This window comes from Amycolatopsis sp. La24, from assembly GCF_029087445.1.
In the GTDB taxonomy this organism is placed as follows: Bacteria; Actinomycetota; Actinomycetes; order Mycobacteriales; family Pseudonocardiaceae; genus Amycolatopsis; species Amycolatopsis nivea.
Window position 1 is genome coordinate 176,537 of the sequence record NZ_JARACH010000006.1, and the last position, 24,573, is coordinate 201,109.

Sequence of the window (24,573 nt, forward strand, 5' to 3'; positions counted from 1 at the left end):
TAGCTAGTGGTGGGTGCGCCTCAGGAGGCAGGCATCTCGGGGTCGAACGTGAAGATCACCATCGTGCCGACGGCCAGGATGAGCACCATCGAGACGTAGAGCAGGATCTTCAGCCAGAACCGGGTGGAGTCCTTGCGCGCGTAGTCGTCGATGATCGTGCGCAGCCCGTTCCCGCCGTGGATCTCGGCGAGCCACAGCATCGCCAGGTCCCAGAACTGCCAGAACGGCGAGGCCCAGCGGCCGGCGACGAAGCCCCAGTTGATGCGGTGCACGCCGCCGTCGAGGATGTTCATGATGAACAGGTGGCCCAGCACCAGGATGATCAGCGCGAGCCCGGAGATGCGCATGAACAGCCAGCTGTAGAGCTCGAAGTTGCTGCGCCGGGCGGACGGCCGCCGCGGCGAGCGCGGCTTGTCGAGGATCAGAGCGTCGGCCATGGGATCAGGCACCCCCGAAAAGCGTCTCGACGGTGCGCTTCAGCATGAAGAACGCACCCGGAACCATCACGACCACCCACACGACGCCGATGACCCAGAGCATCGTCTTCTGGTACTTCGGGCCCTTGGCCCAGAAGTCGACCAGCAGGACGCGCAGCCCGTTGAGCGCGTGGAACAGCACCGCGCCGACAAGGCCGACCTCGAGCAGGTTCACGATCGGCGTCTTGTACGTCTCGATGACCTGGTCGTAGGTGTTCGGCGACACGCGCACGAGCGCGGTGTCGAGCACGTGCACGAACAGGAAGAAAAAGGTCAGCACGCCGGTGATGCGGTGAAGCACCCAGGACCACATGCCGGGGTCGCCCCGGTAGAAGGTTCCCTGCCGGCGTGAGGCACCCGCCCGATCGCTAGCTCCTGCCCCGCTTTCGGTGGCAGTGCTCGCCGTGGTGGACATCGGTGAACGGCCTCCAACGTCATGACTGTCGTGCCCGGGTGACCGGTGAGGTCCGCACCCGCGGCCGGGGTCGGTCCACTGGGGACAACTCCGGCGACGGTGCCGAGATCAGGGGCCATCGAGCGTGGATGCATGGATGCTAGACCCGACCCATACGCGCGGCTCACCTCCGGGTTCCTCTCTGTGACAGACCAGACACCGGTGACCACGGCAGACCACTCGGACGTGTGGTCTGGAGCACGTCTGAGCTGCCGTGAAGGACCCCTTCCGGGACCGGGATTCCCTCGCGGAGTCCTTCCCGGACGGTTCCCGGGCGAAAGCGGGGCCACGGTGCGTGATCGCAGCGGGCGGGGCGGGGCCTCTTGATCACGGTCGGCGCCGGATTGGTCGCGGATCGACCCTCCGAGTAAACGTTTGTGTTACGTAGCGTGCCGTTCCTATGGCGGTTACCCGGCGGTTGGGTACGGTCTGCCAGTTGAGCCCGGCGACCGTGACCGGGCCGTTCCTGGATCGTCCGCTGGATCAGCGGGGAGGGAGACACACGTTGCGTCGCATGCGTGGAACCGCGCTGGCCGCCGCGACCATGGCTGGGGTGCTTGCACTGGCCGGGTGCGCGAAGGACACCGGGGGAAGCAACAACAACGCGTCCGGTTCGGACGGCAACGCGGGCTCTAACTGCATCACTGCCCCGAAGCCGCCCGCCGCGCCTGCCGCCGCCACGAGCAGCAGCGCCGCCTCGGGCAAGGTCGACGGCAGCAAGCTCAAGGTCGGCCTGGCCTTCGACGTCGGCGGTCGCGGTGACGCTTCCTTCAACGACGCGGCCGCCGCGGGCACCGACCGGGCGAAGTCCGAGCTGGGCGTCCCGACCGTCAACGAGAGCACCGCCAGCGCGAGCGAGAGCGAAGCCGCCAAGCAGCAGCGCCTCGAGCAGATGGCGCAGCAGGGCCTGAACCCGATCGTCGCGGTCGGTTTCGCCTACGCGCAGTCGGTCAAGGCCGTCGCCACGAAGTACCCGAACACGAAGTTCGCGATCGTCGACGACGACTCGATCAACTTGCCGAACGTCACGCCGCTGGTCTTCGCCGAGGAGCAGGGCTCGTTCCTGGCCGGCGTCGCCGCCGCGTACAAGAGCAAGAAGTGTCACGTCGGCTTCGTCGGCGGCGTGAACACCCCGCTGATCCAGAAGTTCGAGGCGGGCTTCCTGCAGGGCGCGAAGGCCGTTTCGAGCAAGATCAAGATCGAGGACGAGTACCTGACGCCCGCCGGCGACTTCTCCGGTTTCCAGGACCCGCCGAAGGGCAACGCGAAGGCCGCCGCCGAGATCTCCCGCGGCGCGGACGTCGTTTACCACGCCGCCGGCGCCTCCGGTAAGGGCGTGTTCGACGCGGCAAAGCAGAACAACGCGCTGGCCATCGGCGTCGACTCCGACCAGTACAACCAGAAGACGGTCGCGGCCGACAAGGACATCATCATCACCTCGATGATCAAGCGCGTCGACGTCGCGGTCTTCGAGTACCTGCAGGCCGTCGCGAAGGGCGACCTGAGCACGGTGCCGAAGCGCTTCGACCTGAAGTCCGACGGGGTCGGCTACTCGACCTCCGGCGGCAAGGTCGACGACATCAAGGACGTGCTGGACGGGTACAAGGCCCAGATCGTCTCCGGCGCCATCAAGGTTTCGGACAAGCCGGCCAAGTAACGCTCACGACGCGGCAGGGCTCGGAAGGATCTTCCTTCCGGGCCCTCACGCGTTTCCGACAGAACGGGATGTCCCCTCCGATGACCGAGATCGAGGCCGAAGCCGTCCCCGACCGGGGCGTGCCGGCCGTCCAGCTGACCGGGATCACCAAGCGGTTCCCCGGCGTCGTCGCGAACTCCGACGTCAACCTCACCGTCGCGGCGGGCGAGGTGCACGCGCTGTGCGGCGAGAACGGCGCGGGCAAGTCGACCCTGATGAAGATCCTGTACGGGATGCAGCAGCCCGACGAGGGCAGCATCGCCATCAACGGTGCCGAGGTGAGACTGCGCAACCCGCAGGACGCCATCCGCGCCGGGATCGGCATGGTGCACCAGCACTTCATGCTCGCCGACAACCTGACCGTCGCGGAAAACGTGTTCCTGGGCGCGGAGGCGCTGCACGGCATCGGCCGCGCGGCGCGGACGCGCTTGGCGGAACTGTCGAAGCGGACCGGGCTGCACGCGAAGCCCGACGCGCTGCTGGAGGAACTCGGCGTCGCCGACCGCCAGCGCGTCGAGATCGTCAAAGTCCTTTACCGCGGCGCGAAAATCATCATCCTCGACGAGCCGACCGCCGTGCTCGTGCCGCAGGAAGTGGACGCGCTGTTCACGACTGTCCGCGAGATGCAGGCCGACGGCTACACGTTCCTCTTCATCTCGCACAAGCTCGACGAGGTGCGCGCGATCGCCGACACGGTCACCGTGATCCGGCGCGGCACCACGGTCGGCACCGCGGATCCGAAGAAGATCACCAGCCGCGAGCTGGCCGAGATGATGGTCGGTTCGGAGCTGCCGAGCCCGGAGACGCGCGAGTCGACGGTGACCGACCGCGAGGTGCTGCAGGTGCGCGAGCTGCGCCTGTCCGCCGAAGGCTCCGAGCGCAACGTGCTGGACCACATCTCCTTCACCGTGCACGCGGGCGAGGTGCTCGGCATCGCGGGCGTCGAGGGCAACGGCCAGACCGAACTGGTCGAGACGATCATGGGGATGCGCAAGGCGAGCGGCGGCCACATCGAGCTGACGCCGCCGGACGGCGAGACGCACGACCTGGTCAAGCTGGGCACGCTGGCGCGACGCGAGGCGGGCATCGGCTACATCGCCGAAGACCGCACGCGGCACAGCCTGCTGCTCACGCAACCGTTGTGGGTCAACCGGATTCTCGGGTACCAGACGCGGGAACCGGTGTCCGGCGGGCAACTGCTCAACATCGCGGGTGCGCGCGAGGACACCGAACGGATCGTGCGCGAGTACGACGTCCGCACGCCCGGCATCGACGTTCCGGCCGCCGCGCTGTCCGGCGGCAACCAGCAGAAGCTGATCGTCGGGCGCGAGCTGTCCGGCAACCCGGTGCTGCTGATCGCTTCGCACCCGACGCGCGGCGTCGACGTCGGTGCGCAGGCGCTGATCTGGGAGCAGATCCGCCAGGCGCGTGCCGACGGCCTCGCCGTGCTGCTGATTTCCGCGGACCTCGACGAGCTGATCGGGCTGTCCGACACCATTCGCGTGATGCTGCGCGGGCGGCTCGTGAGCGAGGCGAACCCCGCCACTGTCACTCCGCAGGAACTCGGTTCCGCCATGACCGGCGCCGAAGAAGGTGAAGACTCATGAGTTCGTGGCGCACGCGGCTTCTGCCGCCGCTGCTCGCGATCGCGTTCGCAGTGATCCTGTCCGCGATCGCGCTGGTCATCTCCGGCGCCGACCCGGTGCAGGCATACGGGACGATGATCGGCCAGCTGTTCAAGGGTTCCACCGCCGTCGACACGGTGAACCTCGCGACGGTGTACTACCTGTCCGGCCTCGCCGTGGCGATCGGGTTCCAGATGAACCTGTTCAACATCGGGGTCGAGGGCCAGTACCGGTTCGCCGCGGTGGTCGCCGCGATCATCGGCGGGGCGCTGCAGCTGCCGCCGGTCATCCACACCATCGTGATCCTGCTGGTGGCGATCGTTTCCGGCGCGCTGTACGCGACGATCCCGGCGGTGCTGAAGGTGACCCGCGGCGTCAGCGAGGTCATCTCGACGATCATGCTGAACTCGATCGTCGCCGGCATCATCGCGTTCCTGATCAACGCCAACCAGTTCGGCGTGCAGACCGGCAACAACATCGGGACCAGGGTGATCGCGCCGTCCGGCCGGATCCCGGGCATCCCGCTCGGGTCGGGCACGCTGTTCGGGTTCGTGTTCATCGCGATCGTGATCGGCGGCGCGTACTGGTTCATGCTGAACCGCACCAGGTTCGGCTTCGAGCTGAAGGCGAGCGGCGAGTCCGCGACGGCCGCCGCGGCCGGTGGCGTGAGCGCGAAGAAGATGACACTCATCGCGATGTTGCTCTCCGGCGCGGTGGCCGGTCTGGTCGCCATGCCGGAACTGCTCGGCCGCGACTACAGCTACGGCATCACCGCGACGCAGATGTACGGCTTCACCGGCATCGCGGTCGCGCTGCTCGGCCGCAACCACCCCGGCGGCATCGCGTTCGGCGCGCTGCTGTGGGCCTTCCTGGACACCTCGGCGGTGTCGCTGGAGCAGATCAACGTGTCCAAGGAAATCGCGACGATCATGCAGGGCATCATCGTGCTCTCGGTCGTCGTGGCGTACGAGATCGTGCGCCGGGCCGACCTCGCCGCGGAACAGCGCAGGGTGGGCAGGGCGCTCGCCGGCAACGGCCGCAAGGGCGCCTCGGTCGCGGAAGGCGGTGCGGTGTGACCACCACGACGGAGTTCTCCCGGCCGGGACCGGAGTCCGGGACGCCGATGCCGGTCAAGCGCAAGCGGCAGCGGATCCCCGGCTGGCTGCGCGGCGTGATCTGGGCCGTGGTCGCGATCGCGGTCATGTCGACCGCGTCGTACGCCACCGGCGTTTCGGCGCTGACGTCGAGCAACACCGCGTCGACCGCGTTGCGGCTGGCGCTGCCGATCCTGCTGTGTGCGCTGGGCGGGTTGTGGGCCGAGCGCGCGGGCGTGATCAACATCGGCCTCGAAGGCATGATGATCCTCGGCACCTGGGGCGCGGCCTGGGGTTCGTACTACGGCGGCGCGTGGGTCGGCCTGCTGGCCGCGATCGCGTTCGGCGCGCTGGGCGGATTGCTGCACGCGGTGGCGACGGTGACGTTCAACGTCAACCACATCGTCTCCGGGGTCGCGATCAACCTGCTCGGGCTCGGCGTCGCGAAGTATCTGGCGAACCTGATTTTCGAGCCGCTGTCGGGAAACCCGCGCCAGTCGCCGCCAGTGCCGAAGTTCGACACCTACTCGGCGGCCGGTCTGTCGGATTGGCTGGGCTCGCTGGAGAACCAGCAGCGCGTCGGGCTGTCTGACGTCGCGGGCATTCTGCGCGGACTGGTGACCGGGGTCGCGCCGCTGACCATGATCGCGATCCTGCTGATCCCGGTGAGCTACTGGGTTCTCTGGCGCACCCGGTTCGGCCTGCGGCTGCGTTCGTGCGGCGAGAACCCGGTCGCGGCGGAGTCGCTCGGCGTGAACGTGTACCGCTACAAGTACGTCGGCGTGCTGATCTCCGGCGGTTTCGCGGGCATGGGCGGTGCGTCGCTGGTGCTGCTCAAGGGCGGCGCGGACTACCTGGAGAACCAGACCAACGGCCGCGGGTACATCGGTCTGGCCGCGATGATTTTCGGCAACTGGCGACCGGGCGGGCTGCTCGGCGGGGCCGCGCTGTTCGGGTACTCCGACGGTCTGCAGCTCGCCGGCGGCGGCGACGCGGTGCTGGCGTTGCTGTACGGCGCGGTCATCCTGCTGGCGATCATCGTGATCGTGCAGCTGATCCGGAAGCGCTGGCTCGCGGCTGCGCTCGGCGTGGTCGGCGCTGGCATCTTGTACGCGATCTACTGGACCAACGACACGCTGCCGAGCGACTTGATCCCGTACACGGCGCACTTCGTGACGCTGATTGTGCTGGCCGTTGCGTCGCAACGACTTCGGCCGCCCAAGGCAGACGGTGCGCAGTATCGGCGAGGTGAGGGCGACTGATGTCCGAAGTGGACTGGGAAGCTTTGCGCGCGGCCGCGGTTTCGGCCGCTTCGCATGCTTACGCGCCTTATTCGGGACTGCACGTCGGCGTTGCGGCCATTGTGGACGATGGTCGGCAGGTGACCGGGTGCAACGTCGAAAACGCTTCGTACGGCTTGGGTTTGTGCGCTGAGTGCACAATGGCCGGACAATTGCGACTGTCCGGCGGCGGCCGGCTGATTGCGGTGGCTTGCCGTAGCGGTGAAGGCGAGCTGCTGATGCCGTGTGGCCGTTGTCGCCAGATTCTGTTCGAACTCGGCGGTTCTTCCTGCCTGGTCGACACTCCCCGCGGGGTGCTGCCGATGTCGGAGGTGCTGCCGGACGCGTTCGGGCCGGAGGACCTGCCGTGACCTTCACCGCGGTAGATGTCATTCGGACGAAGCGTGACGGCGGACGGCTGAGCGACGAGCAGATCGACTGGGTCGTCGACGCGTACACCCGCGGCGTTGTCGCGGAAGAGCAGATGGCCGCGCTGGCCATGGCGATTTTCTTGCGGGGCATGGACGACGGCGAGATCGCGCGCTGGACCGGCGCGATGATCGACTCGGGCTCGCGGCTGTCGCTGGACGTCGCGCGCCCGACCGTGGACAAGCACTCGACCGGCGGGGTCGGCGACAAGATCACCTTGCCGCTGGCTCCGCTGGTCGCCGCGTGCGGTGCCGCGGTGCCGCAGCTGTCCGGTCGCGGGCTCGGCCACACCGGCGGGACGCTGGACAAACTGGAGTCGATCCCGGGTTGGCGCGCGGCTTTGTCTCTGGACGAGATCGCGGCGCAGCTGAACTCGGTCGGCGCGGTGGTCTGCGCGGCGACCGAGGGGCTGGCTCCGGCGGACAAGAAGCTGTACGCGCTGCGGGATGTCACCTCGACCGTCGAGTCGGTGCCGTTGATCGCCAGCTCGATCATGAGCAAGAAGATCGCCGAGGGTGCTTCCGGACTGGTGCTGGATGTGAAGGCTGGCTCCGGGGCGTTCATGAAGACGGTGCCGGAAGCGCAGCTGCTGGCGCGGACGCTCGTGGACATCGGCACGGCGCACGGCGTCGCTTGCACGGCGTTGATCACCGACATGAGCACGCCGCTCGGGCGGGCGGTCGGGAACGCGGTGGAGGTCGCGGAGGCAGTTGAGGTCCTCCGCGGTGGCGGACCGGCTGATGTGGTTGCGTTGACGGTGGCGTTGGCTCGGGAAATGCTTGCTTTGGCGGGTATTTCCGTGGATCCGGCTGAGGTGCTGGCGTCCGGCGAGGCTTACGAGGTGTGGGCTCGGATGATCACCGCGCAGGGCGGGGACCCTTCGGCTCCCTTGCCGCGTCCTTCGACGGTGCATGTCGTCCCGGCTCCTGCTTCGGGGGTGCTGACTTCGCTGGACGCCTACGCGGTGGGGGTCGCGGCTTGGCGACTCGGTGCTGGCCGGGCGCGGAAGGAAGACCCGGTGCAGGCCGCGGCGGGGATCTTGTGCCACGCGAAGCCGGGCGATGCGGTGGTGGCGGGGGAGCCGTTGCTGGAACTGCACACGGACACCCCGGAGGCGGTGCCCGCTGCTCTCGCCGCGTTGGAGGGCGGGTTCACGGTGGGTGCGGAGGCGCCTGCTTCGCGAGAGATCGTGCTGGAGACTGTGCGGCCCTGACTGATCCTCTGTGGTGAGCCTGGCTGCTCGCCTGCGGCGAGCCTGGTTGCTTGTTTGCGGTGGTCCTGGTTGCTTGTCTGCGGTGAGCCCCGCTGCTTGTCTGCGGTGGTCCTGGCTGCTTGTGTGCGGCGAGCCTTGCTGCTCGCCTACGACGAAGCCCCCTGTCCGGAGGTCTGGTCGGGGGGCTTTGTTCTTGCTGCCCAGACCGGTTGTCCACACCCGTCCCGGGTTGTGGAGCAGTCGGCCTCTGCTCGCTCCAAACGCCGGTTTCGTCGGGTAGCGCCGGTAGACTGGGCATGGGCAGCCCCCCAGAGGAGGGCGGGGGTGGGCGTCGACTCGGAGGCGGAGTCGCGCCGCGCTGGGGAGGCCGTGTGGTTGGGGGATTGGGCACCGCCCGCGACTGTGAATCGACGAAGCTCCGCCCGGGCTGTGGGTGGGGGTTTCGGTTTATCCAGCACTTTCCAGTCCAAGCGATGTGCTGAGCTGTCAGTCCTGACGGCACTGCGCTCGAAGGTCAGGCCGCGGTGCGAGTGGCAGGCTTCGTCGCGAACGATCGTGCGGCACCGTCTGGCCGTGAGGTCACCGGCGACGTCCCGTCTGGAGCTCGAAACGACGAAGCCCCCGTCCGGATTCCGGACGGGGGCTTCGTTCAGAAGCGGTCAGTCAGTCGACTCGTCGGCGTCGCCGCCAGTCTTCGCCTTCGCGTCGGCGGCCTTGGGCGACCGGCCGTTGCGGGAGCTTCGGCGCGGCTGGCGCGGGGCGGGCGGCGGCGGGGCGATCTGCTGCACGGCAGGTCCGCCGCCCAGCATCAGTTCCGCGAACGTGGCCATCGCTTCGTCCAGCTGGCCGCCGATGCGGCGCACCGATTCGTCGTTGCTGCGGCGCACCAGCGAGTCGACCGCGTCGGTGTCGGGCTGCTTCGACAGCGTGCCTTCGACCTTCGACAGGCCGCTGCGGACCGAGCCGTCCAGGTCGCCGATGCGGCCGGTGACGTCGTCTTCGACCTTGTCGATGCGGCTGGACAGGTCGTCGAGACGCTGGGTGATCGTCTCGAGCTTCGTGCCCACCGCGTCGAGCCGGGCGGCCGGGTCGATCATCTCGCCGGTGTCGGAGACCGCGCTCTTCACCGCGTCGGTCGCGGTGGCGATGCGTTCCTTCGTCGCGCGGTCCAGTTCGTCGACGCGCGAGCGCAGTTCCTGGTCCGTGGTCTCGATCCGCTCGCGCAGCGACGCCTCGGCCATCTCGATCCGGTCGCGGATCGGGCCCTGCGTCGCCTGCGGCAGCGACTCCAGCTTCGCGTCCTGCTTGTCCAGGTGCCCGCCGAGTTCGTCCAGCCGGCGGTGGATGTTCTGCAGCTTGTCCTCGAGCCCGTCCATCCGGCCCGCGACACCCTCGAACCGCGCCGCCACGCCGTCGAGGCGTCCGTCGAGCTGGGCGAAGGGCTTCGCCAGCTTGTCGACGATGCTCTCCACCGCGTGCGTGAGCGCGGCGATCGCGTTGTCCTGCGACTCCAGCCGGGTCATCGCCTCGTCGAGGCGTTCCGCCAGCACCCCGACCTCGGTCCGGTCCGGCAGTTCCGACAGCCGCTTGCGCACCGCGCCCAGGGAGTCCACCGGCGCGAGCCGGGCGTAGATGTCGTCGAGCGCGTCGAAGATCTGCTGCTGCTCGCTCTCACGAACCTCGGCCGCGCGCACCAGCATGTTGCGCATCCGGTCGAACGACGGAGCGGCAATGTGGTTGTCAGTGGTCACTGCGGTGTCCTTCGTCGGCGGGGAAAATGGAAGGGACTGACCGGAGCTTATCGATGAAGAAAATTGCTGTGCGTATGGCCCCCGGGGAACGCGGATAACGGCCGTGCCACCCGGATGGCCGATTCCTTGCGCACGGTGCTGAGCAGAGGGTTGCTCCGGTGCTCTCGGTTACGGCCAGGTAGGGGAATGACAGCGAGGCTACCGTTGGAGCATGTCGGACGTAACCCCGCTGAGCGCGGAGATCCTGCGCCGTGCCCCCAAGGTCCTGCTCCACGACCACCTCGACGGCGGCCTGCGCCCCGGCACGGTCGCCGAACTCGCCGAGGATCTCGGCTACCGGGACCTTCCCACGACCGATCCGGACGAGCTGGGCCGCTGGTTCCGGGCCGCGGCCGACTCCGGTTCGCTCGTTTCGTATCTCGAAACATTCGCCCATACGTGTGGCGTCATGCAAACGGAGGAAGCGCTGGTCAGGGTTGCCGCCGAAGCGGTGGAGGACCTGGCCGCGGACGGAGTGGTCTACGCCGAGCTGCGGTACGCGCCGGAGCTGTTCGTGGACCGCGGGCTGTCACTCGATGCAGTGGTTGAGGCTGTCCAGGAAGGCTTCGCCGAGGGGACGCGGAGGGTAGCCGCGGGTGGCGGGCGGATCCGGGTGCGGACGCTGTTGTGCGGGATGCGCCAGCACGCCCGTGCGCTCGAGATCGCCGAACTCGCGGTGCGCTACCGCGACGCCGGGGTCGCCGGATTCGACATCGCCGGTCCGGAGGAAGGATTTCCGCCCACCCGCAATCTGGACGCATTCGACTATTTGCGCCGGAACAATGCGCACTTCACTATTCATGCCGGCGAAGCGTTCGGGCTTCCGTCGATCGGCGAGGCAATCCAGTACTGCGGTGCGGAACGGCTCGGGCACGGCGTGCGGATCGCCGAGGACATCACCACCGACGCCGACGGAAATGTCCACCTTGGACGGTTGGCGAGCTACGTGCGGGACCGGCGGATCCCGCTGGAAATCTGCCCCTCGTCGAATGTCCAGACCGGAACCGTGCCGTCGCTGGCGGAACATCCCATCGGACTGCTCGCCCGGCTGCGCTTCCGCGTCACCGTCAACACCGACAACCGGTTGATGAGCGGATGCACGATGACCAGTGAATTCGCCGCGCTGGCCGAGACGTTCGGCTTCGGCCTCGACGACTTCCGCTGGTTCACCATCAACGCGATGAAATCCGCGTTCCTCGATTTCGACGAGCGGCTCGAGCTGATCGAGAAGGTCGTCAAACCCGGGTACGCGGCACTCGGCTGAATCACCGCTTCCTGGACGCGGCCGCCGCCGAAAGGCGGTTGCGTTCGTTAGCCACGCCAACTATCGTTCACCATGTAGGATCTATATCTCACATAATGAGACGGTGGCGGAATGACGCAGGTCGAGGCTGGGGAGCGGGTGCGGCAAAAAGGCAGTTCGCGACGGTGGTTGATCCTCGCGCTCGGCCTCGCCGCGCAGACCGCCAGCTGCTCGTTCCTTTACGGGCTGCCATTTCTCGTGCCCGCCATGCGCGAGGCCGACCATCTGACTCTGGCGCAGGCGGGCACGGTCGTCGCGGCGCCCAGCATCGGCCTGCTGCTGACGCTCATCGCCTGGGGCGCGGCTGCGGACCGTTACGGCGAGCGGCTCATCATGGCGCTGGGCCTGGGCGTATCGGGGTTACTCCTCGTGTACGCCGCCCTGTGGCACCACCCGGTCGGCCTTCTCTTTGGAGTGTTTCTCGTAGCCGGTGCGTGCACGGCTTCGGTGAACGCGGCGAGCGGCCGGGTCGTGATGGGCTGGTTCTCGAAATCCGAGCGCGGCGTCGCGATGGGGATCCGGCAGACGGCGCAGCCGCTGGGCGTCGGCGTGGCCGCGCTCGGGCTGCCGCCGCTGGCCGCGAAGTGGGGGTTCCAGGCGGCGATGCTGCTGCCGGCGGCGTTGGCGGCCGGCGTGGCGCTGTTGGTGGCGGCGTTCGTCATCGACCCGCCGCGGCCGCCGCGCGCGGCGAAGGGGGAGCGGCCGCCGTCGCCGTACCGCAAGCCGTGGCTGTGGCGAGTGCACGGCGCGAGCGCGCTGTTGGTGGTGCCGCAGTTCGCGGTGTCCGCGTTCGCGCCGGTGTACCTGGTGTCTCAGCATCAGTGGACCGCCGCGCAGGCCGGGGTGTTCGTCGCGGTGGCTCAGGTGCTCGGTGCGCTCGGTCGGCTGGCGTCGGGGTATTGGTCGGACCGGGTCGGCAGCCGGTTGCGGCCGATGCGGCAGCTCGCCATCGCGAGTGCGGTCGTGATGCTGCTGGTCGCCGTCGGGGACGCGACGTGGCTGTGGCTGGTGCTGGCCGCGCTGGTGCTGGCGGCGGTGATCACGGTGGCGGACAACGGTCTTGGCTTCACCGCGTCGGCCGAGCTGGCTGGGGTCGCGTGGTCCGGCCGCGCGATGGGGACGCAGAACACGGCGCAGAACATCGCCGCGTCGCTCACGCCGCCGTTGCTGGGCTTGGTGATCGGGGACGGCCGGTACGCGCTGGCCTATTGCGTCGCGGCCATTTTCCCGTTGCTGGCAATAGCTTTGGTTCCGGTGCGGGCGGAGTCCGAAAAGGACTAAGCGCGCAGGCCGTCGAGAAAGAACGCCAGATGCCGTCGCCAGGTTTCGGGTGGTTCACGGATCAGCTGTGACATCGCGGAGACCAGCGGGGCGAGGTCCGAAGGTTCGAAATCGGCGCGCAGCTGACCGGATTCCTTGGCCCGGTCGATAATCCGCGCGGCGTGCTGGAAACCGGTGCGGCAGGCCTCCACCGCGGCCGGGCTCAGCGGCAGCCGCCGGGCGAGGGCGTCGTTGAGTCCTTGGTCCTTGGCCTGCAACACGAACAGTCCGTCGAGGAATCCGGTGAAGCCCTGCCAGGGGTCCGGCTCCGCTAACGCCTTCGTCGCCAGGTCGTCCACCGCGGCGATTCGCGCGGGCAGGATCGCGTCGACAAAGGCGTCCCGGGTCGGGAAGTGCGCGTACAGCGTGCCGATGCTGACCCCGGCACTGCGGGCGATCTGCTCCAACGGCGCGTCGAGGCCGTGCTCGCCAAACGCGCGCGTCGCGGCGGCCAGCAGCTTGTCGCGGTTGCGGGCGGCGTCCGCGCGCAACGGCTTCGATCCGGTGGCCATGGGTCCCATCGTACAAAGTCGAGGCCACCCTCGGGTTTTGTGGTAGCTTCGATGGAAGTCGAGGGTGCCCTCGACTTGCCTCTGGGGAAGGAAGCCAAGCCATGACCATTCGCCCGACCGCTGTCGTTCTCGGAGCCGGACCCGGCCTCGGGATGTCGATGGCACGCCGGTTCTCCGCCGAGGGATATCAGGTCGCCCTCGTTTCGCGCACCGCTGAGCGGCACCCGGCCTACCTGGCCGAACTCGGCGACGCGGAGGCGTTCGTCGGCGACGTCCGGAACGGCATCGGGACGACGCTCGACGAAATCGCCGAACGATTCGGGGCCATCGACGTCGCCTACTACGGCCCGGCCGCGATCGAGCCGGACCGCATGCCCACGGACATCACCGAAGTGACCGTCGACGCTGTCGAGAAGGCGATGAGCTGGGTGTATCCGGCCGTCGAGGTGGTCGGCAAGCTGCTGCCGGGCATGCTGGAACGCGGCCGCGGCGGGTTCCTGTTCGCGGGCGGGCTGAGCGCGGTGCGGCCGATGCCCGCTCTCGGCGCGCTCGCGATGTCGTCAGCGGCCCTGCGGAACTACGCGCGGACGCTGCACGAACGGCTGGCCGGGACCGGCGTGTACGCGGGCAGCCTCACCATCGGCGGTCTGATCGAACGCGGCGACATCTACCGGATGGTCGTCGCGCAGCGGGAAAAATACGGCGACGCCGGCGGTCGCACCTTGGATCCGGATGCGATCGCCGGCGTCGCCTGGAAGATGTTCTCCGCCGGGGACTCGGCCGAGAGCGTGTTCGACGCCCTCTAGAGGTTCAGACCACCGTGAGGCGGTTCTCGAAGTCCTCCACCAGCTTGCGCCAGGCGCTCTGCTCGGCGTCGAACGGAGCGCTCGGCTCGAGCCGGCTCGGGTCCGGCCGCAGCACGAACGACACCAGCCAGCCGAGGCTTTCGTTGGCCGCCAGCGCGGTTTCGACGGTGTCGTCGCCCGCCCATTCGGCGGCGTCGGTGATCAGCTCGACGGCCAGCTCCAGCTGGGTCGGGTCGATCGACTCGGGGCCCTCGGCGATGTCCTCGTCGAGGCCGGGGAACACGTAGGTGTTGTCGGTGTCGACCTCGATCTCGAGCTCGTCGGCCGCCGCCTTCTCGCGCACCTCGTCCCAAGTGGACACCTCGGCGAGGTCGGTGTCGGCGAGCTCGTCCCCGGCCTTGATCGCCTTGAGCAGCGCCTTCGGCGAGCTGAACACGTCGATCTCGCCGTCGTTGCCGAGGAACACCGGCTTGTCGTCGAGGTAGCAGCGCAGCGTGTAGTACTCCGCACCGGAGGTGACGATCTTGATCGGGTCGATGCCGACCTCGCCCCAGAAGCCGACCGGCTCGTCCTCGGCGTCCTCGTCCTCGGTGTCGACCGCTTCGAGGTCTTCCGGCCCGCCGTCTTCTTCACCGGCCTCCGCCTCGGCGGATTCCTCGTGGAAGGCGGCCAGCTCTTCGGCGGTCTGCTCCAGCACCGCGGCGTCGACGTCCGGCACGGTCACCAGGTTGTCGATCGCGTCGAGCACGGTGTCCCACTTCTCGGAGACGGCCTTCGACAGGTCGTTCCACAGCGCTTCGCCCTCGCGCCCGGTGAACGGCAGCCGGCCCTGCTCCAGCAGCGAGAAGCCCTCGTAGGCGTCGAGCACCTCGTGCACCTCGTCCAGCTCGCACACGTCGGCGAGCGAACGCACGATGCCGACGATCTCGGCGAGTTCGCCGATCGTCCACGAGTCCGGCTCCTCGGCGACCAGCTCGGGCACGCCGACGAGGTCGTAGGAGTGGTCGTCGTCCGGGATCAGCTCGGGCACGTTCAGCGCGGGCACCGCGTCCCACGCCGGGTGGTCGAGCAGGTCGTGCTGCTCGGACGTGCGCACGAAGGCGGCGAGGTGCGCGGCGTCCGGGAAGGCGTACAGGTCGTCCTCGTCGCCGAGGAACGCTTCCCACTCCTCGCCGTCCTCCCGCCACCGCGGGGCCCAGAGGGTGACCACGTCGCCCTGCGGCAGCCCGAGCTCGATCGGGATGATGTCCTGTGCCATTGCCGAATCCTCCGCGAGTACCGCCCGTGTGCGCGCCCGCCTGCCTGTGGCCCCTCCGGCGACGCGCGGTACCGGAAGCCTACGGGTTAGGGCAAGGGCCCGCGATCTCCCCTGCACCTGCGGCCGGGCCCGGGATGGCACGATAGGTGCCGCGATGACTCTCACCGACCTCCTGCCAGCGGATCCCGACGCAGATGCCCTGTTCGAAGCCTTCACGACGTGGACGGCGGAGCGGGGCATCGAGTTGTACCCGGCGCAGGAGGAGGCGGTGATCGAGGTCGTCTCCGGGGCCAACGTCATCCTGTCGACGCCGACCGGCTCCGGCAAAAGCCTCGTGGCGGTCGGCGCGCACTTCACCGCGCTCGCGCACGGCAAACGCAGTTTTTACACCGCGCCGATCAAGGCGCTCGTCTCGGAGAAGTTCTTCCAGCTCATCGAGATCTTCGGGGCCGACCAGGTCGGCATGATGACCGGCGATTCGAGCGTCAACGCCGACGCGCCGATCATCTGCTGCACCGCGGAAATCTTGGCGAACATCGCGTTGCGCGACGGCGCCGGCGCCCCGGTCGGCCAGGTCGTCGCGGACGAGTTCCACTTCTATTCGGAACCGGACCGCGGCTGGGCGTGGCAGGTCCCGCTGATCGAGCTGCCGAACGCGCAGTTCGTGCTCATGTCGGCCACGCTCGGCGACGTTTCGTTCTTCGAAAAGGACCTGACCCGGCGGACCGGACGGCCTACCGCGGTGGTCACTTCGGCGCAGCGGCCGGTGCCGCTCACCTTCCGGTACGCGCTCACGCCGCTGCACGAGACGATGTCCGAGCTGCTGGGCGGCGGCCAGGCGCCGGTGTATGTCGTGCATTTCTCGCAGGCCGCGGCCATCGAGCGGGCGCAGACGCTGATGAGCATCAACGTCACCACCAAGGCGGAGAAGGAGGCGATCGCCGACCTGCTCGGCGACTTCCGGTTCTCCGCCGGGTTCGGCAAGACGCTCTCCCGGCTCGTGCGGCACGGCATCGGCGTGCACCACGCGGGCATGCTGCCGAAGTACCGGCGGCTGGTCGAAACGCTCGCGCAGTCCGGGCTGCTGAAGGTGATCTGCGGGACGGACACCCTCGGCGTCGGCATCAACGTGCCGATCCGCACGGTGGTGTTCTCGGCGCTGACGAAGTACGACGGCGTGCGGCAGCGGCATTTGAAGGCGCGCGAGTTCCACCAGATCGCCGGACGCGCGGGCCGGGCCGGCTACGACACCGACGGTTACGTGGTCGTGCAGGCGCCGGATCACGTGGTGGAGAACGCGAAGGCACTGGAGAAGGCGGGCGACGACCCGAAGAAGAAAAAGAAGATCGTCCGGAAGAAAGCGCCGGAGGGTTTCGTCAACTGGACCGAGAGCACGTTCGACCGGCTGATCGCGGCCGATCCGGAACCGCTCACGTCCAGTTTTCAGGTCAGCCACTCGATGCTGCTGAACGTGATTTCCCGGCCGGGCAACGCGTTCGACGCGATGCGGCATCTGCTGGAGGACAACCACTCGGACCGTCCGACGCAGCGGAAGCTGATCCTGCGGGCGATCGAGATCTACCGTTCGCTGCTCGCCGCCGGGGTCGTGGAAAAGCTGCCCGAACCGGACGCCGAGGGGCGCGTCGTCCGCCTGACGGTGGACCTGCAGTTCGATTTCGCGTTGAACCAGCCGCTTTCGCCGTTCGCGTTGGCTGCCATCGAATTGCTGGACATCGAGTCGCCGTCGTACGCGCTGGACGTGGTGTCCATTGTGGAATCCACAGTGGACAACCCGCGTCCGGTGCTGTCGCAGCAGCAGTTCAAGGCGCGCGGGGAAGCCGTGCAGGCGATGAAGGCCGACGGGATCGAGTACGACGAGCGGATGGAGCTGCTCGAGTCCGTCACGTATCCGAAACCGCTGGAGGAACTGCTCAACGCGGCTTACCAGTCGTATCGCGCCGGGCATCCGTGGGTGGCGGATTACGAGCTGTCGCCGAAGTCGGTGGTGCGCGATATGTACGAGCGCGCGATGAACTTCGTGGAATACGTGGGCTTTTATCAGCTCGCGCGGTCTGAGGGCCTCGTGCTGCGCTACCTCGCCGACACCTACGACGCGTTGCGGCACACTGTGCCGGACGAGGCGAAGACCGAATCGCTGCAGGATCTCATCGAATGGCTCGGCGAACTGGTGCGCCAGGTCGACTCGAGCCTGCTGGACGAATGGGAAGCGCTGCGGCATCCGGACGAGGAAGGCCCGGTGTCGCACCGGCCGCCGCCCGAGCCGCCCGCGGTCACGCGCAACGAGCGGGCGTTCCGCGTGCTGGTGCGCAACGAGTTGTTCCGCCGGGTGGAGCTGGCTTCGCGCCGGGCGTACGACGAACTGGGCTCGCTGGACGCGGCTTCCGGCTGGGACGCGGACGCGTGGGAAGACGCGATCGAGGACTACTTCGACGAGCACGATTCACTCGGAATCGGCCCGGACGCGCGTGGTCCGGCGTTGCTGCTGATCGAGCAGGAGCCGGACGTGTGGCGGGTTCGGCAGATCTTCGACGATCCGGCCGGCGACCATGACTGGGGGATCAGCGCGGAGGTCGATCTGCGCGCCTCGGACGAGGTGGGCAGCGCGGTGGTCCGGATCGTGGACGTCAATCAGCTCTGAGGGTTTGCGCCCGGGGTGGCCAGAATCGGCGGCTGCCAACGGGTGTAGCGCAGCATCGACCGCGCCAGCACCGTTGTCGGCATGGCTCGGAACGCCAGATTCCGCACCGCGATCGCGGCCGGGTTCGTCAGCTGCTGGCCCATCCGGCCGGTTTGCCGGGCGGCTCGGGCGATGGCCTGGCTGCGCGGGCGGCGTTCGGCGTCGTACCGAGTGAGCGCGGCGTCGGGATCGGCCGACGACAGCGCATGAGCCAGCGTCACCGCGTCTTCCAGCGCCTGGCACGCACCCTGGCCGAGGTTCGGCTGCATCGCGTGCGCGGCATCGCCGAGCAGGGCGACTCGACCGGACACATAGGACGGTAGCGGCGTCACCAGTTCGTAAACGTCGTGATGCAGCACGGCTTCCGGGTCGGTCGCGTCGAGCAGCTCGGTGATTGGTTCGTGCCAGGAACCGAAGCGGCGGCGCATTTCGGCGATCGGGTCGGGATAGCGGGTGCCTGCCGGGATGCTCAGCACGGCGTGCCATTCGGCTCGGCCGTCCGCCAAACCGATGTATCCGAACTCGACTCCACGGCCCCAGGTGAGGTTGAAGTCCGAAGAGGACAGTGGGAACGGCTCGGTCGTGATGGCGCGGATGACGGCCGATCCACTGTAGACGGGGCCAGGATGAGCGGGAAAGAAACGCTTGCGCAGTCGGCTGTTTACGCCGTCGGCGGCGACAATCACGTCGGCCTTATGGCGGCCGGACGACGTGACCACGGCGTTGCCCTCGACGGCGGTGACCTCGTCTCGCACCACCGGCGAGGGCAGCAGAGACCGCAGCAGCCGATGCAATTCGTACCGTGCGATGCCGACGATCGGCGTCCCGGCGACGCGTTCGAGTTCGGCTCCGTCCATGCGCGCCAGCCAAGTCCCGCGCGGGCTGCGGGTGCTGACGGTGCGCTGGAAGCAGCCGGCGGCGCGGAGTGCGTCGCCGGCTCCCAATGCGTCCAGGGCTCGAACGCCGTTGGCGGCAAGGGAAATTCCGGAACCGGCGTCGTCCAGTTCGCCGGGCAGCCGTTCGAAGACCGTGACCTGCCAGCCGACGCGCGACAATCCGATCGCCGCGGCCAGTCCGCCGATTCCCCCGCCGACGACTGCCGCTGATCCACCTGTGGGCACCCCGCCAGGATAGGCCGATCAGCTGGCCATGAGCATGGAACGCGCGTCCAGGCCGTCGAACCACAGGCCGATCGCCAGTCCGGCGGCGGCTTCCAGCAGGGCGGCTCGGTCGAGGCCGCCCGCGGGCAGGGGAGTGCAGCCCAGGTCCTGGACCAGCTCCGTCGCGACGGCGACGGCCTCCGGGGCACCGCACAGCGGGACGCCGAGCGGGCGGCCTTCGAACAGCGGCGGAGTCATTCGCCAGACGTCCACGTGGGCGAGGTTGAACGCCTTCACCACCGAAGCGCCGGGGGCATATTCGGCGATCCGCGCGGCTACGGGTTCACCGGTCGCGCCAGGGGTGTTGGTGCAGTCGATGAGGACCTTGCCGGTGAGGTCGAGCGGGGTGAGCAGGGCTTCGAGGGCGGTGGTGGGGACGGCCAGCAGGATGGCGTCCGCCCGGGCGGCGGCCTCGGCCCAGTCCAAAGCCTCGGCGCCGAGTTCAGCGGCCAAGGCGGCGGCGTGCGCGGGGGAGCGGCCGGAGACGGTCAGGTCGTGCCGGGTCCACTGGCCGCCGAGGGCGGACGCCATTCCGCCGGTGCCGAAGAGGGCGATGCGCATGGGAAGGTCTCCTGTCGTCGCGTGGTTGTACGCAAGCGACGTTAGGAACCCCGGCAGGAACCGAAAGGTAACCATGGACTTCATCGCCGACTGCCGCACCCGGCTCGCGTTCGACCTGGTGGCGAACACCTGGCATCCGGTCGTGCTGTGGGCGTTGAAAAACGGTCCGCTGCGGCACGGCGAACTGCGCACGCGCATCGGCGGGATCAGCGCGAAGGTGCTGACCGAGGCGGTGCGCAAGCTGGAACGCGACGGGCTCGTCGAGCGCGCGGACGGGGCGTATCGGCTGACGGAGCTGGGAGTGAGCTTTCTGGGGCCGATCGAGGGGTTCGGGCGCTGGGCGGCCGAGTACGGGGACCGGGTGGTGGAGGCACAGGGGCTCGTGAGTGGCGGCGCCGGTTAGAACCGGCGCCAGCACTCACGAGGGCTCAGGCAGCGGCCTGGCCCGCGCCAGCTCCAGCAACGGGACGGCCGCCGCGGCGTCGGTGACCAGCGTCGACACCAGTCCGGAGCGCAGTACCGCGTCCACCGCTTCGGCTTTCGGGCGGCTGTAACCGATCGCGATCACCTCGGGGACCGCCATCAGCTCCTCGTGGCTGATCGCCAGCACGTGGTGCGCCAGCCCGGTGCCGAGCGAGTTGCCGTCCGCGTCGAACAGCCGCGCGGCGACCTCGGCGGTCGCGCCCCGAGCAGCAATAGCGGCGCGTTCGGCCTCGTCCAGCGCGTCGTACACGGTGGACTCCCCGGCCTCCCAGGAACCGATGCTCACGACCGCCTTGGTGAGTTTCCCGAACTGGGCGAACGTTTCCGCGATGCCCGGCTGGTGCCGCAGGATCTCGGTGGTCCGCCGGTCGGGCAGGACGAGCGGGCCGAAGATCGGGTACGAATCGCCGCCGGACACCGACGTCACGCGGCTGACCGTCTCCACCGAACGGCCGCGCATGTCCATCCCGGCCTGCACCCCGCACAACTGCACGATCGGACAGCGCGGCAGGGTCCGGATCGCCTCGGTCATCGCGTTGACCGACCGCGCCCAGGACAGCCCGATGACGTCGTCCGGGGTCGCGATCTCCTCAAGCAGCCGGGCGGCCAGCGCGCCGACCTGCTTGCGGACGACCTCCCTCGGCTCCTTTTCGGATGCTCGTTCGAGCACGAGCACGCGGTTCAGCCGGTACGCCCGGCGGATGTCGTCGGACAGTTCGACGTCGACCGGCGCGGGCAGGTCGAACTCGATCCGCACCAGTCCGGACTCGAGTGCCGTGTCCAGCATCCGCGCGACCTTGAACCGGCTCATGCCGAACTCGTCGGCGATCTCCAGTTTCGAGGCGCCCTGCACGTAGAACCGCCTGGCCATGGTCGCCAGCAGCAGCGTCTCGGTTAGCGGTAGTGGCCCCTTTTTCCTGCTCACATGAGCAGGATAGCGCAAAAATGAGCTTTGCTGGTTGACGGATCCGCAGGCAGGGGCCTGTAATGCCTACGCATGTTACCTACGGCATAAGTCAAAATCGCTCAAATGAGCATCTTGGAAGGTGATGACGCATGCGCGCCGCGATCGTGGACCGGCCCGGGGAGATCCGGGTCGGCGAGGTTCCCGATCCGAAGCCCGGGGAGCGCCAGGTCGTCGTGAAGGTGGGTGCCTGCGGGATCTGCGGCACGGACCTGCACATCGCCGACGGGCATTTCCCGCCGACCCCGTATCCCATCGTCCCCGGGCACGAGTTCTCCGGGGAGATCGTCGAACTCGGCGCGGACGTGCCCGCCGAGTGGAAGGTCGGCGACCGCGTCGCGGTCGACCCGTCGATCTACTGCGGATACTGCACCCCGTGCCGGTCCGGGCACGGCAACCTCTGCGCGAACTGGAACGCGACCGGCGACACCGTCAACGGCGCGTTCGCCGAGTACGTCGCGGTGCCTGCCGACACCTGCTACCGGATGCCCGACTCGATGACCTGGGAACAGGGCGCGCTGGTCGAACCCGTTTCCTGCGCGGTGCACGGCGTGCGCCGGATCGGCGTGGAGGCGGGCGAACGCTTCCTCGTGGTCGGCGCGGGCACGATGGGGCTGATCATGCAGCAGCTCCTGATCCGCGCGGGTGCGCACGTGACGATGGTCGACCGCAACGCCGCCCGGTTGCCTCGCGCGACCGACCTCGGCGCGACCGCGGTGGCCGCCGATGTGTCCGAATTGGACGATGAGCGCTTCGACGCCGCAGTGGACTGCACGGGCGCGGCACCCGCCATCGAGGCAGCGTTCAACGCGCTGCACCGCGGTGGCCGGTTGCTCGTGTTCGGGGTTGCCCCGGCCGAAGCACGCGTCGCGCTTTCGCCGTTCCGCATCTACAACGACGAAATCACCATCGTCGGTTCGATGGCGGTGCTGAACAGCTACGGCAACGCGCTCGACCTCGTCGCGAACGGTTACATCGACACCGAAGCGCTGATCACCGACACCCTTCCGCTCGAGCAGTACCCCGAGGCGCTGGCGAAGATGCGCAGCGGGTCCGGCCTCAAGATCCAGGTGCTGCCCGGAGGTGGTGGCGGTGCGTAAACTCCTGTGCCTCCTTGCCGCGACAGCGTTGTTAGTGACGGGATGCGCCGGAGCCGGGGCGCTCGGCACCGGCGGGCGGACACTGGTCGTCGCGATCGTGTCCAATCCGCAGATGAAGGACGCCATCTCGCTCAAGGGCGAGTTCGAGCAGGCCAACCCCGGGATCAAGCTCAAGTTCGTTTCCCTTCCGGAAAACGAGGCCAGGGCGAAGATCACCGCGTCCACCGCCACCCAGGGCGGCGAGTTCGACGTGGTGATGATCAGCAATTACGAGGCTCCGCAGTGGGCGGCCAACGGCTGGCTGGAGAACCTCGAACCGCACATGAAGGCGACGCCGGGATACGACGAGGCCGACTTCATCCCGAGCATCCGGCAGTCGCTGTCGTACCAGAACCAGATGTACGCGGTCCCGTTCTACGGCGAATCGTCCTTTGTGGTCTATCGCAAGGACCTGTTCCAGAAGGCCGGGCTGAACATGCCCGCGCATCCGACGTGGCAGCAGATCGCCGATTTCGCCGCGAAACTCGATGACAAGCAGGCCGGCGTCGCCGGGATCTGCCTGCGCGGCAAGCCGGGCTGGGGCGAAAGCCTCGCGCCGTTCACCACGGTCGCGAACACCTTCGGCGCGCAATGGTTCGACAAGAACTGGAACGCGAAGCTGACCAGCCCGGAGTTCACCAAGGCAGCGAACTTCTACGTGAACCTGCTGCGCGACCACGGAGAGGTCGGCGCCTCCAGCGCCGGGTTCACCGAATGCGGCACCAAGTACGCCCAGGGCAACGCCGCGATGTGGTACGACGCCACCTCGATGACCGGCACCACGGAAGACCCGAAGACCAGCCACGTCGGCGGCAAGAACGGCTACGTCGCCGCGCCGGTGGACAAGACGCAGGCGAGCGGCTGGCTCTACACCTGGGCGCTGGGCATTCCGAAGGTCGGCAAGAACAAGGACGACGCCTGGAAGTTCATGGCGTGGATGACGAACAAGGAGTACGCGAAGAAGGTCGGCGAGACCTACGGCTGGAACCGGGTTCCGCCGGGCACGCGCAAGTCGACCTATGAGATCCCGCAGTACAAGGAAGCCGCGAAGGCCTACGCCCAGCCGACGCTGGACGGCATCGCGGCGGCCAACCAGCAGCAGACGATGGTGAACCCGGTGCCGTACCCGGGCATCCAGTTCGTCGGGATCCCGGAGTTCCAGGACCTCGGCACCCGGGTGAGCCAGCAGCTGTCCGCCGCGATCGCCGGTCAGACCTCCGTCGCCGACGCGCTCGCGCAATCGCAGAAATACGCGGAAACCGTCGGAAAGTCGTATCAGGAGGTGCAGAAATGAGCACCCTCTCCGTCCCCGCCGGAACCGCGCCGGCGACCGCGAAGCCCGCTGCCAAGAAGGTGACCGGTTCGGCAGGGAAACGGCGGCTGCCGCTGCTGCCCGCGCTGATCTTCGTGATCGCGGTGACGCAGATCCCGTTCCTGCTCACCCTGTTCTACTCGTTCCAGTCGTGGAACCTGGTGCGTCCGGGCTCTCGGCATTTCGTCGGTTTCCGCAACTACATCGACGTCTTCACCGACACGACGTTCCTCGGCGCGCTGCTGAACACCGTGGTGCTCACCGTGGTCTGCGTGTTCCTGTCGCTGCTGCTCGGACTCGGGCTCGCGGTGCTGCTCGACCGGAAGTTCGCCGGCCGCGGCTTCGTCCGCACGCTGCTGATCACGCCGTTCCTGATCCTCCCGGCGGCAGGCGCGCTGCTGTGGAAGACGACGGTGTTCGACCCGACGTACGGGCTGCTGCACTTCGTGTTCGGCACGGACACCGACTGGCTTTCGCAGTTCCCGCTGGCCGCGGTGATGGCACAGATCATCTGGCAGTGGACGCCGTTCATGACGCTGCTGATCCTCGCCGGGCTGCAGAGCCAGTCTAAGGAGGTGCTGGAGGCGGCGTCGGTGGACGGCGCGAGCCGCTGGCGCACCTTCGTGTCGATCACGCTGCCGCACCTTTCGCGGTTCCTGCAGCTGGCCACGCTGCTCGGCGCGATCTACATCGTGAACAGCTTCGACGCGATTTTCCTGATGACGCAAGGCGGTCCGGGCACGGCCAGCACGAACCTGCCGTTCTACATCTACCAGCGCGCGTTCGAGGGCTTCGACATCGGACAGTCGTCCGCGATGGGCGTGGTGGTGGTCATCCTGACGATGATCGTCGCGACGTTCGCGCTGCGGCTGATGTTCCGCGCGTTCTCCGTGGACGGAGGAGTCAAGTGAGCACCGCAACCGCCACCGCCTCGCCCGCCGCCACCGACACCGCGCCGCCGCCGCGCCGCCGGACCAAACGCCGCTACGGCCCCGGCACG

At 68.3% G+C, this 24,573-nt stretch carries 22 protein-coding genes; 14 read left to right on the forward strand and 8 right to left on the reverse strand.

The features are described from left to right. Nucleotides 1–20: 20 nt before the first annotated feature. Nucleotides 21–437 carry a succinate dehydrogenase hydrophobic membrane anchor subunit gene (locus tag PUT80_RS10150; RefSeq protein ID WP_037816149.1) on the reverse strand — a complete coding sequence of 139 codons (417 nt, stop codon included), beginning with the start codon at nucleotides 435–437 and terminating at the stop codon, nucleotides 21–23. Nucleotides 438–441: 4 nt separating this feature from the next. Further along, a complete protein-coding gene (gene sdhC / locus PUT80_RS10155) occupies nucleotides 442–891 on the reverse strand; it encodes a succinate dehydrogenase, cytochrome b556 subunit (RefSeq protein ID WP_078870582.1) in 450 nt (149 codons plus the stop codon). A gap of 553 nt (nucleotides 892–1,444) precedes the next feature. Between sdhC and PUT80_RS10160 the strand changes: the two genes are divergently transcribed. The 6 genes from PUT80_RS10160 to PUT80_RS10185 all read left to right on the forward strand — a co-directional run bounded on the left by PUT80_RS10160 (nucleotide 1,445) and on the right by PUT80_RS10185 (nucleotide 8,267). Continuing rightward, entirely contained in the window at nucleotides 1,445–2,587 is a 1,143-nt protein-coding gene (locus PUT80_RS10160) for a BMP family ABC transporter substrate-binding protein (protein ID WP_037816147.1), read from the forward strand. 80 nt (nucleotides 2,588–2,667) lie between these two features. Beyond that, on the forward strand, nucleotides 2,668–4,233 hold the full coding sequence (locus tag PUT80_RS10165; protein WP_037816145.1) for an ABC transporter ATP-binding protein: 1,566 nt from the start codon (nucleotides 2,668–2,670) through the stop codon (nucleotides 4,231–4,233). Continuing rightward, entirely contained in the window at nucleotides 4,230–5,327 is a 1,098-nt protein-coding gene (locus PUT80_RS10170) for an ABC transporter permease (RefSeq protein WP_101435899.1), read from the forward strand. Before PUT80_RS10165 ends, PUT80_RS10170 begins: the two co-directional genes overlap by 4 nt. Nucleotides 5,328–5,374: 47 nt before the next feature. Further along, on the forward strand, nucleotides 5,375–6,607 hold the full coding sequence (locus PUT80_RS10175; RefSeq protein WP_101440807.1) for an ABC transporter permease: 1,233 nt from the start codon (nucleotides 5,375–5,377) through the stop codon (nucleotides 6,605–6,607). Then, entirely contained in the window at nucleotides 6,607–6,996 is a 390-nt protein-coding gene (locus tag PUT80_RS10180; RefSeq protein WP_101435898.1) for a cytidine deaminase, read from the forward strand. The genes PUT80_RS10175 and PUT80_RS10180 overlap by 1 nt, the downstream gene beginning before the upstream one ends. Beyond that, complete coding sequence (locus tag PUT80_RS10185; protein WP_101435897.1) at nucleotides 6,993–8,267, forward strand: thymidine phosphorylase; 1,275 nt, start codon at nucleotides 6,993–6,995, stop codon at nucleotides 8,265–8,267. The genes PUT80_RS10180 and PUT80_RS10185 overlap by 4 nt, the downstream gene beginning before the upstream one ends. 659 nt (nucleotides 8,268–8,926) lie before the next feature. On the opposite strand, the gene PUT80_RS10190 is transcribed toward PUT80_RS10185, so the two are convergent. Then, a complete protein-coding gene (locus tag PUT80_RS10190) occupies nucleotides 8,927–10,018 on the reverse strand; it encodes a PA containing protein (RefSeq protein WP_101435896.1) in 1,092 nt (363 codons plus the stop codon). A 211-nt stretch (nucleotides 10,019–10,229) separates the two neighbouring features. Here PUT80_RS10190 and PUT80_RS10195 point away from each other — a divergent pair, with 211 nt between their 5' ends. Together PUT80_RS10195 and PUT80_RS10200 are read left to right on the forward strand one after the other, a co-directional pair. Continuing rightward, a complete protein-coding gene (locus PUT80_RS10195; RefSeq protein ID WP_183124574.1) occupies nucleotides 10,230–11,321 on the forward strand; it encodes an adenosine deaminase in 1,092 nt (363 codons plus the stop codon). Between the two features lie 111 nt (nucleotides 11,322–11,432). Further along, the gene (locus tag PUT80_RS10200) at nucleotides 11,433–12,641 is read left to right on the forward strand and encodes an MFS transporter (protein ID WP_183124573.1); all 1,209 of its coding nucleotides are present in this window, start codon (nucleotides 11,433–11,435) and stop codon (nucleotides 12,639–12,641) included. Here the strand turns inward: PUT80_RS10200 and PUT80_RS10205 are convergent. Next, nucleotides 12,638–13,192: a TetR/AcrR family transcriptional regulator gene (locus PUT80_RS10205; protein WP_220817146.1), complete on the reverse strand. Its 555-nt coding sequence runs from the start codon at nucleotides 13,190–13,192 to the stop codon at nucleotides 12,638–12,640. The two genes, PUT80_RS10200 and PUT80_RS10205, sit on opposite strands and share 4 nt — an antisense overlap. 101 nt (nucleotides 13,193–13,293) lie before the next feature. On the opposite strand from PUT80_RS10205, the gene PUT80_RS10210 reads away from it, so the two are divergent. Continuing rightward, nucleotides 13,294–13,998 carry an SDR family NAD(P)-dependent oxidoreductase gene (locus PUT80_RS10210; RefSeq protein WP_183124571.1) on the forward strand — a complete coding sequence of 235 codons (705 nt, stop codon included), beginning with the start codon at nucleotides 13,294–13,296 and terminating at the stop codon, nucleotides 13,996–13,998. A gap of 4 nt (nucleotides 13,999–14,002) precedes the next feature. On the opposite strand, the gene PUT80_RS10215 is transcribed toward PUT80_RS10210, so the two are convergent. Continuing rightward, nucleotides 14,003–15,256 (reverse strand): primosomal protein, encoded by a 1,254-nt coding sequence (locus tag PUT80_RS10215; protein ID WP_101435891.1) that lies wholly within the window; start codon nucleotides 15,254–15,256, stop codon nucleotides 14,003–14,005. A gap of 154 nt (nucleotides 15,257–15,410) precedes the next feature. On the opposite strand from PUT80_RS10215, the gene PUT80_RS10220 reads away from it, so the two are divergent. Further along, nucleotides 15,411–17,915, forward strand: a complete 2,505-nt coding sequence (locus tag PUT80_RS10220; RefSeq protein ID WP_275291727.1) for a DEAD/DEAH box helicase — start codon at nucleotides 15,411–15,413, stop codon at nucleotides 17,913–17,915. On the opposite strand, the gene PUT80_RS10225 is transcribed toward PUT80_RS10220, so the two are convergent. Next, complete coding sequence (locus PUT80_RS10225; protein ID WP_275291728.1) at nucleotides 17,906–19,075, reverse strand: FAD-dependent monooxygenase; 1,170 nt, start codon at nucleotides 19,073–19,075, stop codon at nucleotides 17,906–17,908. The two genes, PUT80_RS10220 and PUT80_RS10225, sit on opposite strands and share 10 nt — an antisense overlap. An 18-nt stretch (nucleotides 19,076–19,093) precedes the next feature. Then, the gene (locus tag PUT80_RS10230) at nucleotides 19,094–19,675 is read right to left on the reverse strand and encodes an NAD(P)-binding domain-containing protein (RefSeq protein WP_275291729.1); all 582 of its coding nucleotides are present in this window, start codon (nucleotides 19,673–19,675) and stop codon (nucleotides 19,094–19,096) included. A 73-nt stretch (nucleotides 19,676–19,748) separates the two neighbouring features. On the opposite strand from PUT80_RS10230, the gene PUT80_RS10235 reads away from it, so the two are divergent. Next, nucleotides 19,749–20,078 (forward strand): helix-turn-helix domain-containing protein, encoded by a 330-nt coding sequence (locus PUT80_RS10235; RefSeq protein WP_275291730.1) that lies wholly within the window; start codon nucleotides 19,749–19,751, stop codon nucleotides 20,076–20,078. Between the two features lie 15 nt (nucleotides 20,079–20,093). Here PUT80_RS10235 and PUT80_RS10240 read toward each other — a convergent pair whose 3' ends face one another. Continuing rightward, nucleotides 20,094–21,029, reverse strand: a complete 936-nt coding sequence (locus tag PUT80_RS10240) for a sugar-binding domain-containing protein (RefSeq protein WP_275291740.1) — start codon at nucleotides 21,027–21,029, stop codon at nucleotides 20,094–20,096. A gap of 185 nt (nucleotides 21,030–21,214) precedes the next feature. Here PUT80_RS10240 and PUT80_RS10245 point away from each other — a divergent pair, with 185 nt between their 5' ends. Genes PUT80_RS10245 through PUT80_RS10255 form a run of 3 tightly spaced genes read left to right on the forward strand, consistent with a single transcriptional unit; the run spans nucleotide 21,215 to nucleotide 24,484 of the window. Beyond that, entirely contained in the window at nucleotides 21,215–22,222 is a 1,008-nt protein-coding gene (locus PUT80_RS10245; RefSeq protein ID WP_043835118.1) for a zinc-dependent alcohol dehydrogenase family protein, read from the forward strand. Beyond that, on the forward strand, nucleotides 22,209–23,555 hold the full coding sequence (locus PUT80_RS10250) for a sugar ABC transporter substrate-binding protein (RefSeq protein ID WP_037816125.1): 1,347 nt from the start codon (nucleotides 22,209–22,211) through the stop codon (nucleotides 23,553–23,555). The genes PUT80_RS10245 and PUT80_RS10250 overlap by 14 nt, the downstream gene beginning before the upstream one ends. Then, entirely contained in the window at nucleotides 23,552–24,484 is a 933-nt protein-coding gene (locus PUT80_RS10255; RefSeq protein WP_037816123.1) for a sugar ABC transporter permease, read from the forward strand. The genes PUT80_RS10250 and PUT80_RS10255 overlap by 4 nt, the downstream gene beginning before the upstream one ends. Nucleotides 24,485–24,573: the final 89 nt, after the last annotated feature.

Bases quoted from the DNA above. Each gene is read 5' to 3' on its own strand.
- PUT80_RS10205 (WP_220817146.1), bottom strand. From the start codon at position 13,192: ATGGCCACCGGATCGAAGCCGTTGCGCGCGGACGCCGCCCGCAACCGC.
- PUT80_RS10160 (WP_037816147.1), top strand. From the start codon at position 1,445: ATGCGTGGAACCGCGCTGGCCGCCGCGACCATGGCTGGGGTGCTTGCA.
- PUT80_RS10195 (WP_183124574.1), top strand. From the start codon at position 10,230: ATGTCGGACGTAACCCCGCTGAGCGCGGAGATCCTGCGCCGTGCCCCC.
- PUT80_RS10235 (WP_275291730.1), top strand. From the start codon at position 19,749: ATGGACTTCATCGCCGACTGCCGCACCCGGCTCGCGTTCGACCTGGTG.
- PUT80_RS10170 (WP_101435899.1), top strand. From the start codon at position 4,230: ATGAGTTCGTGGCGCACGCGGCTTCTGCCGCCGCTGCTCGCGATCGCG.
- sdhC (WP_078870582.1), bottom strand. From the start codon at position 891: ATGTCCACCACGGCGAGCACTGCCACCGAAAGCGGGGCAGGAGCTAGC.
- PUT80_RS10165 (WP_037816145.1), top strand. From the start codon at position 2,668: ATGACCGAGATCGAGGCCGAAGCCGTCCCCGACCGGGGCGTGCCGGCC.
- PUT80_RS10240 (WP_275291740.1), bottom strand. From the start codon at position 21,029: ATGGCCAGGCGGTTCTACGTGCAGGGCGCCTCGAAACTGGAGATCGCC.
- PUT80_RS10230 (WP_275291729.1), bottom strand. From the start codon at position 19,675: ATGCGCATCGCCCTCTTCGGCACCGGCGGAATGGCGTCCGCCCTCGGC.
- PUT80_RS10180 (WP_101435898.1), top strand. From the start codon at position 6,607: ATGTCCGAAGTGGACTGGGAAGCTTTGCGCGCGGCCGCGGTTTCGGCC.
- PUT80_RS10255 (WP_037816123.1), top strand. From the start codon at position 23,552: ATGAGCACCCTCTCCGTCCCCGCCGGAACCGCGCCGGCGACCGCGAAG.
- PUT80_RS10210 (WP_183124571.1), top strand. From the start codon at position 13,294: ATGACCATTCGCCCGACCGCTGTCGTTCTCGGAGCCGGACCCGGCCTC.
- PUT80_RS10150 (WP_037816149.1), bottom strand. From the start codon at position 437: ATGGCCGACGCTCTGATCCTCGACAAGCCGCGCTCGCCGCGGCGGCCG.
- PUT80_RS10220 (WP_275291727.1), top strand. From the start codon at position 15,411: ATGACTCTCACCGACCTCCTGCCAGCGGATCCCGACGCAGATGCCCTG.
- PUT80_RS10245 (WP_043835118.1), top strand. From the start codon at position 21,215: ATGCGCGCCGCGATCGTGGACCGGCCCGGGGAGATCCGGGTCGGCGAG.
- PUT80_RS10200 (WP_183124573.1), top strand. From the start codon at position 11,433: ATGACGCAGGTCGAGGCTGGGGAGCGGGTGCGGCAAAAAGGCAGTTCG.
- PUT80_RS10215 (WP_101435891.1), bottom strand. From the start codon at position 15,256: ATGGCACAGGACATCATCCCGATCGAGCTCGGGCTGCCGCAGGGCGAC.
- PUT80_RS10175 (WP_101440807.1), top strand. From the start codon at position 5,375: ATGCCGGTCAAGCGCAAGCGGCAGCGGATCCCCGGCTGGCTGCGCGGC.